Annotated in this window: 12 protein-coding genes; 11 read left to right on the forward strand and 1 reads right to left on the reverse strand. The window is 67.2% G+C overall.

The window, feature by feature from the left end; all coding sequences use genetic code 11:
- Nucleotides 1-23 precede the first annotated feature (23 nt).
- The 4 genes from AC1Z3O_RS00405 (at nucleotide 24) to AC1Z3O_RS00420 (ending at nucleotide 8,646) form a co-directional block, all read left to right on the forward strand.
- Nucleotides 24-1,160, forward strand: a complete 1,137-nt coding sequence (locus AC1Z3O_RS00405; RefSeq protein WP_483512736.1) for a deoxyguanosinetriphosphate triphosphohydrolase — start codon at nucleotides 24-26, stop codon at nucleotides 1,158-1,160.
- A gap of 115 nt (nucleotides 1,161-1,275) precedes the next feature.
- Nucleotides 1,276-2,001, forward strand: a complete 726-nt coding sequence (locus AC1Z3O_RS00410) for a transposase (protein WP_483512737.1) — start codon at nucleotides 1,276-1,278, stop codon at nucleotides 1,999-2,001.
- Between the two features lie 342 nt (nucleotides 2,002-2,343).
- Entirely contained in the window at nucleotides 2,344-7,053 is a 4,710-nt protein-coding gene (gltB, locus tag AC1Z3O_RS00415; protein WP_483517477.1) for a glutamate synthase large subunit, read from the forward strand.
- A 129-nt stretch (nucleotides 7,054-7,182) separates the two neighbouring features.
- Entirely contained in the window at nucleotides 7,183-8,646 is a 1,464-nt protein-coding gene (locus tag AC1Z3O_RS00420; RefSeq protein WP_483512738.1) for a glutamate synthase subunit beta, read from the forward strand.
- A gap of 115 nt (nucleotides 8,647-8,761) precedes the next feature.
- Here AC1Z3O_RS00420 and AC1Z3O_RS00425 read toward each other — a convergent pair whose 3' ends face one another.
- Nucleotides 8,762-9,319, reverse strand: a complete 558-nt coding sequence (locus tag AC1Z3O_RS00425; RefSeq protein WP_483512739.1) for a GNAT family N-acetyltransferase — start codon at nucleotides 9,317-9,319, stop codon at nucleotides 8,762-8,764.
- Between the two features lie 299 nt (nucleotides 9,320-9,618).
- Between AC1Z3O_RS00425 and AC1Z3O_RS00430 the strand changes: the two genes are divergently transcribed.
- From AC1Z3O_RS00430 to AC1Z3O_RS00460, 7 genes are all read left to right on the forward strand, one after another.
- The gene (locus tag AC1Z3O_RS00430) at nucleotides 9,619-10,689 is read left to right on the forward strand and encodes a Bug family tripartite tricarboxylate transporter substrate binding protein (protein WP_483512740.1); all 1,071 of its coding nucleotides are present in this window, start codon (nucleotides 9,619-9,621) and stop codon (nucleotides 10,687-10,689) included.
- Between the two features lie 188 nt (nucleotides 10,690-10,877).
- A complete protein-coding gene (locus AC1Z3O_RS00435; RefSeq protein WP_483512741.1) occupies nucleotides 10,878-11,699 on the forward strand; it encodes an ABC transporter ATP-binding protein in 822 nt (273 codons plus the stop codon).
- Nucleotides 11,700-11,707: 8 nt separating this feature from the next.
- A complete protein-coding gene (gene mlaE / locus AC1Z3O_RS00440; protein WP_483517478.1) occupies nucleotides 11,708-12,484 on the forward strand; it encodes a lipid asymmetry maintenance ABC transporter permease subunit MlaE in 777 nt (258 codons plus the stop codon).
- A gap of 57 nt (nucleotides 12,485-12,541) precedes the next feature.
- Nucleotides 12,542-13,054, forward strand: coding sequence for an outer membrane lipid asymmetry maintenance protein MlaD (gene mlaD / locus AC1Z3O_RS00445; protein ID WP_483512742.1), 513 nt, complete (start codon nucleotides 12,542-12,544; stop codon nucleotides 13,052-13,054).
- Nucleotides 13,051-13,899, forward strand: coding sequence for an MlaA family lipoprotein (locus AC1Z3O_RS00450; protein WP_483512743.1), 849 nt, complete (start codon nucleotides 13,051-13,053; stop codon nucleotides 13,897-13,899). The genes mlaD and AC1Z3O_RS00450 overlap by 4 nt, the downstream gene beginning before the upstream one ends.
- A 233-nt stretch (nucleotides 13,900-14,132) precedes the next feature.
- Complete coding sequence (locus AC1Z3O_RS00455; protein WP_483512744.1) at nucleotides 14,133-14,762, forward strand: MlaC/ttg2D family ABC transporter substrate-binding protein; 630 nt, start codon at nucleotides 14,133-14,135, stop codon at nucleotides 14,760-14,762.
- Between the two features lie 155 nt (nucleotides 14,763-14,917).
- A complete protein-coding gene (locus AC1Z3O_RS00460; protein WP_483512745.1) occupies nucleotides 14,918-15,232 on the forward strand; it encodes an STAS domain-containing protein in 315 nt (104 codons plus the stop codon).
- Nucleotides 15,233-15,264: the final 32 nt, after the last annotated feature.

A 15,264-nucleotide genomic window follows, 5' to 3' on the forward strand; every position in this document is an offset into this window, starting at 1 on the left:
TCACTGGACCGCCGGATTGCCGCATGACCGATCTTGAAAGCCACCTTGCTCCCTACGCCGCCCGTTCCCTGCAAAGCCGCGGGCGGGTCCACATCGAGCCGGCCTCGTCCTCGCGCAGCGAATTCCAGCGCGACCGGGATCGTGTCATCCACAGCACCGCGTTCCGCCGGCTCGAGTACAAGACCCAGGTCTTCGTCAATCACGAGGGGGACCTGTTCCGCACCCGCTTGACGCACAGCCTGGAAGTGGCGCAGATCGCGCGATCGATCGCGCGCAACCTGCGCCTGAACGAGGACCTGGTCGAGGCCATCTCGCTGGCGCACGACCTGGGCCATACCCCGTTCGGCCACGCCGGCCAGGACGCGCTCAACGCCTGCATGAAGAACCACGGCGGATTCGAGCACAATCTGCAAAGCCTGCTGGTGGTGGACGAGCTGGAAGAGCGCTATGGCGGCTTCAACGGCCTGAACCTGACCTTCGAGACGCGCGAGGGCATCCTCAAGCATTGCTCGAGAGTCAATGCCGCCGCGCTGGGCGAGCTGGGCCGCCGTTTCCTGGAGGGCACCCAGCCCTCGCTGGAGGCGCAGCTGGCCAACCTGGCCGACGAGATCGCCTACAACAACCATGACATCGACGACGGCCTGCGTTCCGGCCTGCTGACGCTGGAGCAGCTCGACGAGGTGCCGATGTGGACCCGGCACCGGGCCGAGGCGGCCGCGCTGTTCCCCGGCATCAATGGCCGCAGGCTGATCAACGAAACGGTCCGGCGCATGATCAACACGCTGATCGTCGACCTGATCGAGACCACCAGCCGCAACATCGCCGCGCAGAACCCGCCCAATATCCAGGCGGTGCGCGCCGCCGGGCCGCTGGTTGCCTTCAGCAAGCCGGTTCAGGACGAGGCGGCGGCGCTCAAGCGCTTCCTGTTCCGCCACCTGTACCGCCACTACCAGGTGATGCGCATGTCGACCAAGGCGCAGCGCATCGTCACCGACCTGTTCGGCGCCTTCATGGACGATCCGCGCCTGCTGCCGCCGCAGTACCAGGCCGGCGCCGGCGTGGACCAGTCGCGCCTGGTGGCCCACTACATCGCCGGCATGACCGACCGTTACGCCATCCGCGAGCACCGGCGCATCTTCGCCATCACCGAAGGGCACTGAGCAGGGGGCGGGCGCCACCGCCCGCCAAGGGCCCGCAAGGGCCCGGTTCGCGGCTAGCCAGGAAATTGGGGACGGATCAGGCTATCATGCCGGCTTGGCATCCGCTTGAATCCCCATGGCACGACTTCCCCGCTTCTCTCCCGCCGGTCTGCCGGCACTGGTGTTGCAACGCGGCAACAACCGCCAAGCGGTCTTCCTGACCGCCGACGACTACCTGCACTACCTCGATTGCCTGCGCATGGCGGCGCGCGAGCACGAACTGGCCGTGCACGCGTACGCGCTGCGGCCCAACCACGTCCACCTGGTGGCCACGCCCCGCCATGCGGATTCACTAAGCCTGGCGATGCAGGCGGTCGGGCGCCGCTACGCGCGCCACTTCAATCGCACTGCCGGCCGCAGTGGCACCTTGTGGGAGGGGCGCTTCCGCTCGGCGGTGTTCGAGCCGGGGGCCTGGATGCTGCCGGCCATGCTCTATGTCGAAGGCAATGCCGTACGTGCCGGCGAGGCGGCCTCACCCGAAGCCGACCGCTGGAGCAGCTACCGGCACCACGCAGGTATCGAGGCAAGCCCATTTGTGAGCGATCACTCTGCCTACTGGGAATTGGGCAATACGCCGTTCGAGCGCCAGTCCAACTATCGTGCGCTGAGCGCCGAAGGCCTGTCCGGCAGCCAGCTCGCCACCTTGCGCAAGCACGCGCACAGTGGCTGGCCCTTGGGTGACGCGGCCTTCCTGACGCAACTGGAGCGCCTCGCGCCACGGCGGATCCAGCCCTTGCCGAAGGGGCGTCCCAAGCGCCGCGAAGTGACGCCGGAAGACATTGCGGCGGATGCACCAAATTGATGTGTCCCCATTTAAAAACCCTCCCCGAAGTGGTGCGAGATTAAATGGATTCTGACCCCATTTAATTTTTTTGCCGTGCTGGCACGATTCTCTTATAGTTGCTCAACCCACATTCATTGTGCGGCGCGTCACGCTCGTGTACGCCGCTGCGGTCCGTAGGTTTCTGCATCCCCAACCGGCAGGTTTCCGGTCACGACAGAACGCGGCCCCGTCTCGGTCTGCCTTGCTGGCTGCGCAGCCCTCACCGGAATTCAGCCCGTGGACCAATCGAACACCTCTTCGGCCCAAGCGCAGACCAGCGAGTCTTCCTCCGCCATCGACCTCCGCCCGCAAGGGCAGGGCATGTATGACCCGAGCAACGAGCACGATGCCTGCGGCGTCGGCATGGTCGCGCACATCAAGGGCAAGAAAAGCCACGAGATCATCGAGCAGGGCCTGAAGATCCTGGAGAACCTGGATCACCGGGGCGCCGTCGGCGCCGATGCGCTGATGGGCGACGGTGCGGGCATCCTGATCCAGATCCCCGACACCTACTACCGTGAGGAAATGGCCAAGCAGGGCGTGACCCTGCCGCCGGCCGGCGAATACGGCGTCGGCATGATCTTCCTGCCGAAGGAACACGCCTCGCGCCTGGCCTGCGAACAGGAGCTCGAGCGCACCGTGCGCCTGGAAGGCCAGGTGGTGCTGGGCTGGCGCGACGTGCCGGTCGCCGCCACCATGCCGATGTCGCCGACGGTGCGCAAGACCGAGCCGGTGATCCGCCAGATCTTCATCGGCCGCGGCCGCGACATCATGACCACGGACGCGCTGGAGCGTAAGCTCTATGTGATCCGCAAGACGGCCAGCCACGCCATCCAGGCGCTCAAGCTCAAGCACGGCAAGGAATACTTCGTGCCGTCGATGTCGGCGCGCACGGTGGTGTACAAGGGCCTGCTGCTGGCCAACCAGGTCGGCGAGTACTACCTCGACCTGCAGGACGCGCGCGCCGTGTCGGCCCTGGCCCTGGTGCACCAGCGCTTCTCGACCAACACCTTCCCGGCCTGGGAGCTGGCCCACCCGTACCGCATGGTCGCCCACAACGGTGAAATCAACACCGTCAAGGGCAACGTCAACTGGATCAACGCCCGTACCGGCGCGATCTCCTCGCCGGTGCTCGGCGACGACCTGCCCAAGCTGTGGCCGCTGATCTACCCCGGCCAGTCCGATACCGCTTCGTTCGACAACTGCCTCGAACTGCTGACGATGGCGGGCTACCCGCTCGTCCACGCGATGATGATGATGATCCCGGAAGCCTGGGAGCAGCACACGCTGATGGACGACAACCGCCGCGCCTTCTACGAGTACCACGCCGCCATGATGGAGCCGTGGGACGGCCCGGCCGCGATCTGCTTCACCGACGGCCGCCAGATCGGCGCCACGCTGGACCGCAACGGCCTGCGCCCGGCCCGCTTCTACGTGACCGAGGACGACTTCGTCGTGCTGGCCTCCGAAGCCGGCGTGCTGCCCTTCCCCGAGTCGCGCATCGTGCAGAAGTGGCGCCTGCAGCCGGGCAAGATGTTCCTGATCGACATGGAGCAGGGCCGCATCATCGATGACAAGGAACTGAAGGACAACCTGGCCAACGCCAAGCCCTACAAGAGCTGGATCGACGCCGTGCGCATCAAGCTCGACGAGCTCGAGGCCAAGCCCGAGGATGTGGCTGCCGAGAAGAAGCCCTCGGCCAAGCTGCTGGATCGCCAGCAGGCCTTCGGCTACACCCAGGAAGACGTCAAGTTCCTGATGGCGCCGATGGCGCTGTCCGGCGAGGAAGCCACCGGCTCGATGGGCAATGACAGCCCGCTGGCCGTGCTGTCGTCGAAGAACAAGACGCTGTACCAGTACTTCAAGCAGCTCTTCGCCCAGGTCACCAACCCGCCGATCGACCCGATCCGCGAGAACATGGTGATGTCGCTGGTGTCCTTCATCGGTCCCAAGCCCAACCTGCTCGAGCTGAACAACATCAACCCGCCGATGCGCCTCGAAGTGTCCCAGCCCGTGCTGGACTTCAAGGACATCGCCAAGATCCGCAACATCGAGCACTACACCGGCGGCAAGTTCCGTTCGTACGACCTGAACATCTGCTATCCGAAGGCCTGGGGCAAGGAAGGCATCGAGGCGCGCCTGGCCTCGCTGTGCGCGGAAGCCGTGGACGCCGTGCGTTCGGGCTACAACATCCTGATCGTGTCTGACCGCCGCGTCGACGCCGACCAGGTCGCCATCCCCGCGCTGCTGGCCACCTCCGCCATCCACCACCACCTGGTGGAAAAGGGCCTGCGCACCTCGACCGGCCTGGTGGTGGAAACCGGCTCGGCCCGCGAAGTGCACCACTTCGCGCTGCTGGCAGGCTATGGCGCGGAAGCCGTCCATCCCTACCTGGCGATGGAAACGCTGGCCGACATGGCCGCCGGCCTGTCCGGCGACCTGTCGCCCGAGAAGGCCGTCAAGAACTTCGTCAAGGCGATCGGCAAGGGTCTGCACAAGGTGATGTCCAAGATGGGCATCTCCACCTACATGTCGTACACCGGCGCGCAGATCTTCGAGGCCATCGGCCTGTCGCGCGAGCTGGTGCAGAAGTACTTCCACGGCACCCCGTCCAATGTGGAAGGCATCGGCATCTTCGAGGTGGCCGAGGAAGCGCTGCGCCTGCACCGTGACGCCTTCGGCGACAACCCGGTGCTGGCGAGCGCGCTGGACGCCGGTGGCGAGTACGCCTTCCGCATCCGCGGCGAAGAGCATATGTGGACCCCGGACTCCATCGCCAAGCTGCAGCACTCGGTGCGCGCCAACGATGGCAAGGGTGCCTACCAGACGTACAAGGAGTACGCCAACCTGATCAACGACCAGAGCCGCCGCCACATGACGCTGCGCGGCCTGTTCGAGTTCAAGGTCGATCCGGCCAAGGCGATCCCGCTGGAGGAAGTCGAGCCGGCCAAGGAGATCGTCAAGCGCTTCGCCACCGGCGCGATGTCGCTGGGCTCGATCTCGACCGAGGCGCACACCACGCTGGCGCTGGCGATGAACCGCATCGGCGGCAAGTCCAACACCGGTGAAGGCGGCGAGGACGAGAAGCGCTACCGCAACGAACTGCGCGGCATCCCCATCAAGCAGGGCGACACCCTCAAGGGCGTGCTGGGCGAGAACGTGATCGAGCGCGACCTGGAACTGCAGGCCGGCGACTCGCTGCGCTCCAAGATCAAGCAGGTCGCCTCGGGCCGTTTCGGCGTGACCGCCGAGTACCTGGCCTCGGCCGACCAGATCCAGATCAAGATGGCGCAGGGCGCCAAGCCCGGCGAGGGCGGCCAGCTGCCCGGCCACAAGGTGTCCGACTACATCGGCAAGCTGCGCTACTCGGTGCCGGGCGTCGGCCTGATCTCGCCGCCGCCGCACCACGACATCTACTCGATCGAGGACCTGGCGCAGCTGATCCACGACCTGAAGAACGTCAACCCCGTGTCCGACATCTCGGTCAAGCTGGTGTCGGAAGTAGGCGTGGGCACCGTGGCGGCCGGCGTGGCCAAGGCCAAGGCCGACCACGTAGTGATCGCCGGCCATGACGGCGGCACCGGTGCTTCGCCGTGGTCGTCGATCAAGCACGCCGGCACGCCGTGGGAGCTGGGCCTGGCCGAGACGCAGCAGACGCTGCTGCTCAACGGCCTGCGCAACCGCATCCGCGTGCAGGCCGACGGCCAGATGAAGACCGGCCGCGACGTCGTGATCGGCGCGCTGCTGGGCGCGGACGAGTTCGGCTTCGCCACCGCCCCGCTGGTGGCCGAAGGCTGCATCATGATGCGCAAGTGCCACCTGAACACCTGCCCGGTGGGCGTGGCCACGCAGGATCCGGTGCTGCGCAAGAAGTTCCAGGGCAAGCCCGAGCACGTGGTCAACTTCTTCTTCTTCGTCGCCGAGGAAGCGCGCGAGATCATGGCCCAGCTGGGCATCCGCACCTTCGACGAGCTGATCGGCCGCGCCGACCTGCTCGACACCCGTGGCGGCATCGAGCACTGGAAGGCGCGCGGCCTGGACTTCGCGCGCATCTTCCACCAGGTGTCGCTGGCGCCGGAACTGCCGCGCTACCACACCGACGTGCAGGACCACGGCCTGTCGGCGGAAGCCGGCAAGGCGCTGGACCACGTGCTGATCGCCAAGGCCCGCCCCGCCATCGACAAGGGCGAGCGCGTGTCCTTCATCCAGCCGGTCAAGAACGTCAACCGTACGGTGGGCGCGATGCTGTCGGGCGTGGTGGCCAAGCAGTACGGCCATGAAGGCCTGCCCGACGACACCATCCACATCCAGCTGCAAGGCACCGCCGGCCAGTCTTTCGGCGCCTTCCTGGCGCACGGCATCACGCTGGACCTGGTGGGCGACGGTAACGACTACGTCGGCAAGGGCCTGTCGGGCGGCCGCGTGATCGTGCGTGCTCCGCATGAGTTCCGTGGCGACCCGACCAGTAACATCATTGTCGGCAACACCGTGCTGTATGGCGCCATCGCCGGCGAAGCCTTCTTCAACGGCGTGGCGGGCGAGCGCTTCGCGGTGCGCAACTCCGGCGCGATGGCGGTGGTGGAAGGCACCGGCGACCATGGCTGCGAGTACATGACCGGCGGCACCGTGGTGGTGTTGGGCGGCACCGGCCGCAACTTCGCGGCGGGCATGTCCGGCGGCGTGGCCTACGTCTACGATGAGGACGGCCTGTTCGACAAGCGCTGCAACACCTCGATGGTGGCGCTGGAAGCGGTGCTGGCCGCGGCCGACCAGGAGAAGGGCCAGTCGCCCTCGACCTGGCACAAGGTGGGCGGCGAGCGCCAGCTGGACGAAGTCATCCTGCGCAAGCTGATCGAGCAGCACTTCCGCTTCACCGGCTCGGAGCGTGCCAAGGCACTGCTGGCCGACTGGGCGACGGCGCGCCGCAAGTTCGTCAAGGTCTTCCCGACCGAGTACAAGCGCGCGCTGGGCGAAATGTACGCCAAGGAGCAGGAAGCCAAGGACGGCGGCCGCGAAGCCATCGCGGCCTGATGCCCCGGGGCTGCGCCCCGACCAGCACGAGCCGCGGCACGCATCGCGCCGCGGCTCCCGAAACGATACTGACCTCACAGCGGGGCCGGCGCATGCGCCGGTGCCGCGCAGCAAGACCAAGGACGCAACATGGGTAAGGCGACTGGCTTTCTCGAATTTCCGCGCCAGAACGAAGGCTACGAACCCGTAGCCAAGCGCGTGAAGCACTACAAGGAATTCGTCTTCGCGCTGTCCGACAGCGAGGCGAAGATCCAGGGCGCGCGCTGCATGGACTGCGGCATTCCGTTCTGCAACAACGGCTGCCCGGTCAACAACATCATCCCCGACTTCAACGACCTGGTGTACCGCCAGGATTGGAAGTCGGCGATCGAGGTGCTGCACCAGACCAACAACTTCCCCGAGTTCACAGGCCGCATCTGCCCGGCGCCGTGCGAAGCTGCCTGCACGCTGGGCATCAACGAGCTGCCGGTCGGCATCAAGTCGATTGAGCACGCCATCATCGACAAGGCCTGGGAAGAGGGCTGGGTCGCGCCGCAGGCACCCAAGCACAAGACCGGCAAGACCGTGGCCGTAGTGGGTTCCGGCCCCGCCGGCATGGCCGCCGCGCAGCAGCTGGCACGTGCCGGCCATGATGTGACGGTGTTCGAGAAGAACGACCGCATCGGTGGCCTGCTGCGCTACGGCATCCCCGACTTCAAGATGGAGAAGACGCTGATCGACCGCCGCATCGAGCAGATGCAGGCCGAAGGCGTGACCTTCCGCGCGGGCGTGATGGTGACCGACGGCGCGCTGCCGGCCGGTATCAAGAACTACTCGCGTGAAACCATCACGGCCCAGGCGCTGATGGACCAGTTCGACGCAGTGGTGCTGGCCGGCGGCTCCGAAGTGCCGCGCGACCTGCCCGTGCCGGGCCGCGACCTGGCCGGCGTGCACTACGCGCTGGAATTCCTGATCCCGCAGAACAAGGAAGTGGCCGGCGACGGCGCCAACGAGATCCGCGCCGAAGGCAAGCACGTGATCGTGATCGGCGGCGGTGATACCGGCTCCGATTGCGTCGGCACCTCGAACCGCCACGGCGCCGCCTCGGTGACCCAGTTCGAACTGCTGCCGCAGCCGCCGGAAGAGGAGAACAAGCCGCTGGTGTGGCCGTACTGGCCGATCAAGCTGCGCACCTCGTCCTCGCACGAAGAGGGCTGCGACCGCGACTGGTCGGTGGCCACCAAGGAACTGATCGGCGAGAAGGGCAAGGTCACCGGCTTGAAGGCCTGCCGCGTCGAGTGGAAGGACGGCAAGATGCAGGAAGTGCCGGGCAGCGAGTTCACGCTCAAGGCCGACCTGGTGCTGCTGGCAATGGGCTTCACCAACCCGGTCGGCTCGATGCTGGAAGCGTTCGGCGTCGACACCGACGCACGCAAGAACGCCAAGGCTTCCACCGAAGGCGAGCGCGCCTACCAGACCAGCGTGGCCAAGGTGTTCGCCGCCGGCGACGTGCGCCGCGGCCAGTCGCTGGTGGTGTGGGCGATCCGCGAGGGCCGCCAGGCCGCGCGCGCGGTCGATACCTTCCTGATGGGCCAGTCGGAACTGCCGCGCTGAGCCAGGCAGCCGGCGCTGCCGGCCGGGTTGTCCCCGGCCGCCACGCAAAACCCGCCCCGCGCGAGCCGGGCGGGTTTTTCTTTGGGGCGCCGCTTGCTGCCGCGCCGGTTGTTGCCTAGGCGGCAGCCGGCGCGCCGAGCGCGCATTCCATGACCACCGCATCGGCGCCATAGGCAGCCAGCTTGGCGGCGAAGGGGGCCGCCTGCGCTGCGGGCAGCGGCCGGTAGCCAAGCTGCTGCCACCAGCTGCCCGCCGCTTGTACCGCGATCAGCCGCGAGTGCCGCAATCCGGCCTGCAGCGCCGCCGCGCGGGCGGCGGCATAGAGCCGGCGCGCCAGGCCGCCGCCGCGCCCGGCCGGCGCCACTGCCATGTCGTGGACGAACCATGTGAGTCCGGCCGCGGCCGGCGCGGACATCCCGTGGTCGCGCAGCACGCCATCCAGTGGCGGCAGCGTGTCGCATGGCCAGGCGTGGGTGAAGAGGTAGGCGGCCAGCTCGCCGCCGGCGGGCGCCCCGCCGGACTGGGCGACCCAGCAGGTCGCCGGCGACAAGGCCAGGCGGCTGCCCAGCGCCTGCGCGGATTCCAGCAGAAGATTGCCGTAGCACTGTGCCTGCACGGCCAGCACGCCGGCCAGGTCTGCGGCCTGCATCGGCCTGATGATGAATTCGGACATGCCGCGATTATAAGGAGAGGAGGGGGCGGCTTGCCCGATGTTGCCGACCCAATGGCCGCGAGATGCTGCCCGATCGGCGATGGATCCGGGGTGTTTCGGTCACTGAAATGGCACCGCGCCGGCCGCATCCGGGCGCCCGCCGCTCCTTGCTTCAGGGTTCTCCCGGCTATGGTTTACGTGCCCTGTGCCGCCCCTGGGCCGGTCCGTACAATGCCATTCCATAACCATAAAGACTGCCTCGCTAACCCTTTCCACTCGACCCATACGCGGCCGCATTCGACGGCGCCCGGGAGGAATTGATGTCCGAAGTACGCATGTTTGCGCGGCTTTGGCGAGGTAAGGCGAAGTTGTCGTTCGCCGCTGTCCTTCGCCGTATCGGCGCGCTCCCATCCGGCATTCTGCTTGCGATCGGTCTCGCCGGTCTTGCCTTGTCCTCCCCGGCGGCGCAGCCCGCCTCGGTGCCCCGGCAGATGAGCTATCCGGCGCGGCCGATCCGCCTGATCGCACCCTTTCCCGCCGGCGCCGTGGCCGATGCCGTGGCGCGGATGCTCGCCGAGCGTCTGGGCGCCCGGCTCGGCGTGCCGGTGGAGGTGGACAACCGGCCTGGCGCTGCCGGCACCACGGCCGGCGATGTGGTCGCCAAGTCCAGTTCGGATGGCCAGACCCTGTTGTTCCACCAGACCAATATGCTGATCCAGCCCGGCCTGGAGCCGGTGCCCTACGACGTGCTGCGCGATTTCACGCCGGTGGCCCGCGTGGCGACCATGCCGCTGTTCCTGGCCGTGGACGCACGCTTGCCGGCGCGCACGGCCCAGCAATGGGTGGCCGCGGTACGCGCCAACCCGGCCGCCTACAGCTACGGATCCGGCCAGCCGGGCACGCCCGCCCACCTCTACGCGGAGTACGCGGTGCTTGGCCTCGGCAATGGTGTGCCTCTGGTCACCGCCAAGGGGGAGAGCGCCATCGTGCAGGAGATGCTGGCAGGGCGGGTCAGTGCCTGCTTCTGCTCCTATGGAGCGGTGTACGCGCATGCCAGGAGCGGGGCCGTGCGCTTGCTTGGTGTCACGGGGCTGAAGCGCTCGCCGCTGGCGCCGGCGGTGCCCACGCTGCAGGAAACGGGGCTGGACGGCTATGCGGCCGGTGCCTGGTTCGGCGTGCTGGCACCGGCCAAGACACCGCATGCCATCGTGGCCCGGCTGGCGACCGAACTCGGCGCCGTGATGGGCGAGCGCGAGGTGCGCGAACGGCTGCTCGCGGCCGGGCTGACGCCGATGAACGACTCGCCCGAGGCCTTTGCTGTGGCCATCCGTGCCGATCAGCAGCAGTGGCAGGCCATCCTGCGCGAGGCGGGCGCCCAGAGCGGTCACTGAGCGGTCACTGAGTGGTCCCGGCGCGGCGTTCCACCGCTTGAACCCGTCCTGCGGGCGCCTGCCTGCTTGCCCAATTGGGAAGCGGGCTAACAGTATTTCACTTTTTTCTGATGGTCATTGCGCCACATGCCGAAGGCAGCCATTAGTACAAGCCCTTATAATGCGGCACTGTCCTATGCGGTGCCAATGTGAGTGATACTGCACTAAACCTCGTCGAACTCCAGGCTGTCGACTTTGCCTATGCGCCAGACGCCAAGCCCATCCTGTCCGGCCTGACCATGCGTTTTCCGCGTGGCAAGGTCGTGGCCGTCATGGGCGGCTCGGGCTGCGGCAAGACCACCGTGTTGCGCTTGATCGGCGGGCAGGTGCGTGCGCAGCGCGGCCAGGTCCGCTTCGACGGCGCCGATATCGGCGCGCTGGACCTGGATGGGCTGTACGCCGTGCGGCGGCAGATGGGCATGCTGTTCCAGTTCGGCGCCCTGTTCACGGACTTGTCCGTGTTCGACAATGTCGCCTTTCCGCTGCGTGAGCACTCCGACCTGCCCGAGGCGATGATCCGCGACCTGGTGCTGATGAAGCTCAACGCGGTCGGCCTGCGCGGCGCGCGCGACCTGATGCCGGCGGAAATCTCCGGCGGCATGGCGCGGCGCGTGGCACTGGCGCGTGCGATTGCGCTCGATCCTGCACTGCTGATGTACGACGAGCCCTTCGCCGGCCTGGACCCGATCTCGCTGGGCCTGACCGCGAAGCTCATCCGCAGCTTGAACGACGCGCTCGGCGCCACCACCATCATCGTCTCGCACGACGTCAACGAGACCTTCCAGATCGCCGATTACGTCTACTTCATCGCCAATGGCCGCATCGCCGCCGAAGGCGAGCCCGAGGCGCTGCGTGCCTCGGACGACCCCTTTGTGCGCCAGTTCGTGCAAGCCGAGCCGGACGGGCCGGTGCCGTTCCACTATCCCGGACCCACACTGGCCGACGATTTCGCATTGGGGAGGCCGCAATGATCGCCGCGGTGATCGGTTTCTTCAGCGCGATCGGCGCCGCCGTGCGCCTGGGCGTGACGGGCACGGGCCACGCCGCGCGGATGTTCTGCTCGATGCTGGCGCTGTCGCCGCCGCTGCTCAAGCGCTTCCGCCTGGTGTCCGACCAGATCTTCTTCGTCGGCAACCTGTCGCTGGTGATCATCGCCGTATCGGGGCTCTTCGTGGGCTTCGTGCTGGGGCTGCAGGGCTACTACACGCTCAATCGCTATGGCTCGGAGCAGGCGCTCGGCCTGCTGGTGGCGCTGTCGCTGGTGCGTGAACTGGGGCCTGTGGTGACGGCCCTGCTGTTCGCCGGGCGAGCCGGAACCTCGCTGACCGCCGAGATCGGCCTGATGAAGGCGGGCGAGCAGCTCACCGCGATGGAAATGATGGCCATCAACCCGCTGCAGCGCGTGATCGCGCCGCGCTTCTGGGCGGGCGTGGTGGCGATGCCGGTGCTGGCCGCCATCTTCAGCGCGGTGGGCATCCTGGGCGGCTACCTGGTCGGCGTGCAACTGATCGGCGTCGATGCGGGCGCCTTCTGGTCGCAGATGCAGGGTGGCGTGGACGTGCGTGACGACGTCCTCAACGGCGTCGTCAAGAGCGTGATTTTCGGCATTGCCGTGACCTTCATCGCCCTGTACCAGGGCTACGAGGCCAAGCCGACGCCCGAGGGGGTGTCGCGCGCCACCACCCGCACTGTGGTGATCGCCTCGTTGGCCGTGCTGGGCCTGGATTTCCTGCTGACCGCGCTGATGTTCAGCTAGGCCGCGCCGCGAGATCGGCGCGCCTGGCTGGCTTCCGGCGCTTGAAAAGAGACACAGATGAAAAGAAACACACTCGATTTCTGGGTGGGACTGTTCGTGGTGGTGGGCTTCCTGGCCCTGCTGTTCCTGGCCCTGAAGGCCGGCAACATGAGCTCCTTCTCCTTCCAGGAAACCTATGAGGTGCAGGCCCGCTTCGACAACATCGGCGGGCTCAAGCCGCGCGCGCCGGTCAAGAGCGCGGGCGTCGTGGTCGGGCGCGTGGCCGACATCCGCTTCGACGACAAGACTTACCAGGCCACTGCCGTGCTCAAGCTGGACAAGCGCTACCAGTTTCCCAAGGACACCTCGGCCAAGATCCTGACCTCGGGCCTGCTCGGCGAGCAGTACGTGGGGCTGGAGCCCGGCGGCGACACCGCCATGCTGGCCGAGGGCTCGCGCATCACCATGACGCAGTCGGCGGTGGTGCTGGAGAACCTGATCGGGCAGTTCCTGTACAACAAGGCAGCCGATGCCGGCGCCGGCGGCAATGCCAGCGCGGCCTCCGCGCCGGCGGCCGGAGGGGCCAAATGACGCCTGCGCCCAGTTCGCGCTGGCGTCAGCGAATTACCCTGTTCACAAGCTTGGCCGCGGCCCTCGCCGTGACGGCGGGCTGTGCCACGGGTCCAGACGCCAATCCGAAGGATCCGCTCGAGCCGCTCAACCGGGGCGTGATGCGTGTCAACGACGAAGTCGACAAATACGTGCTGAAGCCGGTCGCGCAGGCCTATGACTTCGCCCTGCCATCGCCGGTGCAGATCGCGGTAAGCAACTTCTTCTCGAATATCAGCGACGTCTATTCCGCAGCCAACAACCTGATGCAGGGCAAGCCCACGCGCGCTGCCGAAGACAGCATGCGGGTGATCTTCAACAGCACGCTGGGCATCGGCGGCCTGATCGACATCGCCACGCCGGCCGGCCTGCCCAAGTACAAGGAAGACTTCGGCCAGACGCTGGGCGTGTGGGGTGTGCCCCCCGGTCCGTACCTGGTGCTGCCGGTGTTCGGGCCCAGCACCGTGCGCGACACGACCGGCATGCTCGTCGACCGCTTTATGGATCCGTCCGCCTATGTGTATCCGGTTTGGGTGCGCAATTCGTTCACCGGCGTGCGCCTGGTCAACACGCGCGCGCAGCTGCTGGGCGTTTCCAACCTGCTCGAGCAGGCCGCGCTGGACCGTTACTCCTTCCTGCGCGACGCGTACCTGCAGCGGCGCGAATACCAGATCTATGATGGCAACCCGCCCAGGCACGAGGAAGATCAGGAGCAGCCCGACGGCCAAGGCGCGCCGGCACCGGCAGGCGGCGCGCAGCCGGAGAGCCAGACGCTGCCAGTGACGCCGAGCGTGCCGAGCCTGCCGGGTCTGCGGTTGGGCCGGTGAGGGCGGGCGCAACGGTGGTACCGTGAGCAGCCTGTCAGTACTGAAACAAATCTTTAGTTATGGCGCATACGACACTCCCGGCCAGAACTCCCGCGACCAGCCCGTGTTCCAATAGCATGAGGCTGCCCGCTGCAGCTGGCCCAGGTGGATCCGCGCCAACCCCGGAAACGGGGTTTGCCGCCATCCGCAGGAGGATGGCGGCGGTCCACCCTCACGATTGACAAGGAAATCCAATGCTCAAGCGACTTTTGCTTCCCTTTCTGACTGTCGTCGCCTTCAGCGGTGCCGGTGCCGCGAATGCCCAGACGCAGGACTCTTCGACGCCCGATGGCCTGGTCAAGGCCGTCGTGACCGACGTGATGTCGACCGTCAAGTCAGACAAGGACATGCAGGCCGGCAACATCAACAAGATCAGCGCCCTGGTCGAGCAGAAGATCCTGCCCAATGCCAACTTCCAGCGGACCACCCAGATCGCCATGGGCCGCAACTGGTCCAAGGCCACGCCCGAGCAGCAGAAGCAGATCACCGATGAGTTCAAGACGCTGCTGATCCGCACCTATGCGGGCGCGATCGCGCAGATCCGCGACCAGACCGTGCAGTTCCGTCCCTACCGCGGCGCCGCGGACGATACCGACGCCACGATCCGTACCCAGGTGATCAACAAGGGCGAGCCGATCCAGCTCGACTACCGCCTCGAGAAGACGCCGCAGGGCTGGAAGGTCTATGACATCAACGTCCTCGGCGCTTGGCTGACCGAGGCCTACAAGGGCAGCTTCAACACCATCGTCGGCCAGCAGGGCGTGGACGGCGTCATCAAGACGCTGCAGGACCGCAACCGCCAGCTCGCCAACGCCAAGAGCTGAGCGGAGGACGGGGCGCCGGGCTGACCGCCTGGTGCCCGTGCCTCCCCTTGATGTTCTCCGGTTGCGGCGCAGCATGCCGCAGCCAAGCTGCTACAATGACCCGTCGTGCCCGTTCCCTTTGATTGGGCGCGCATCCCATTCAAGACCACCGCACCATGCTCTCGCTTGGAACCTCGCTGACCAACCGCAACGCCGCCACCGTGCTGCGTGAGGGGCTGTCGCGCCTGGCGCAGGGTGAGGCGCAGGTGGACTGCGGGGCGCTCGAGCAGGTGGATTCCGCCGCCGTGGCCGTGCTGCTGGCCTTGCGCCGGGCGGCCGATGCGCGCGGCCAGTCGCTGGCCTTCGTCGGCGTGCCGCGGCAGCTGACGGCGCTGGCCGAGGTCTACGGCCTCAATGGCCTGCTGGGACTGCCGGCGGCAGCGCCGGCCCGGGACGGCACCGTCGTCTCCCTCGTCGCCCATCGACATTGAACCGGCATCCATGGCTGGCCGCGGCAGCGGCT

This window comes from Cupriavidus sp. 09_S30 (genome assembly GCF_056930435.1).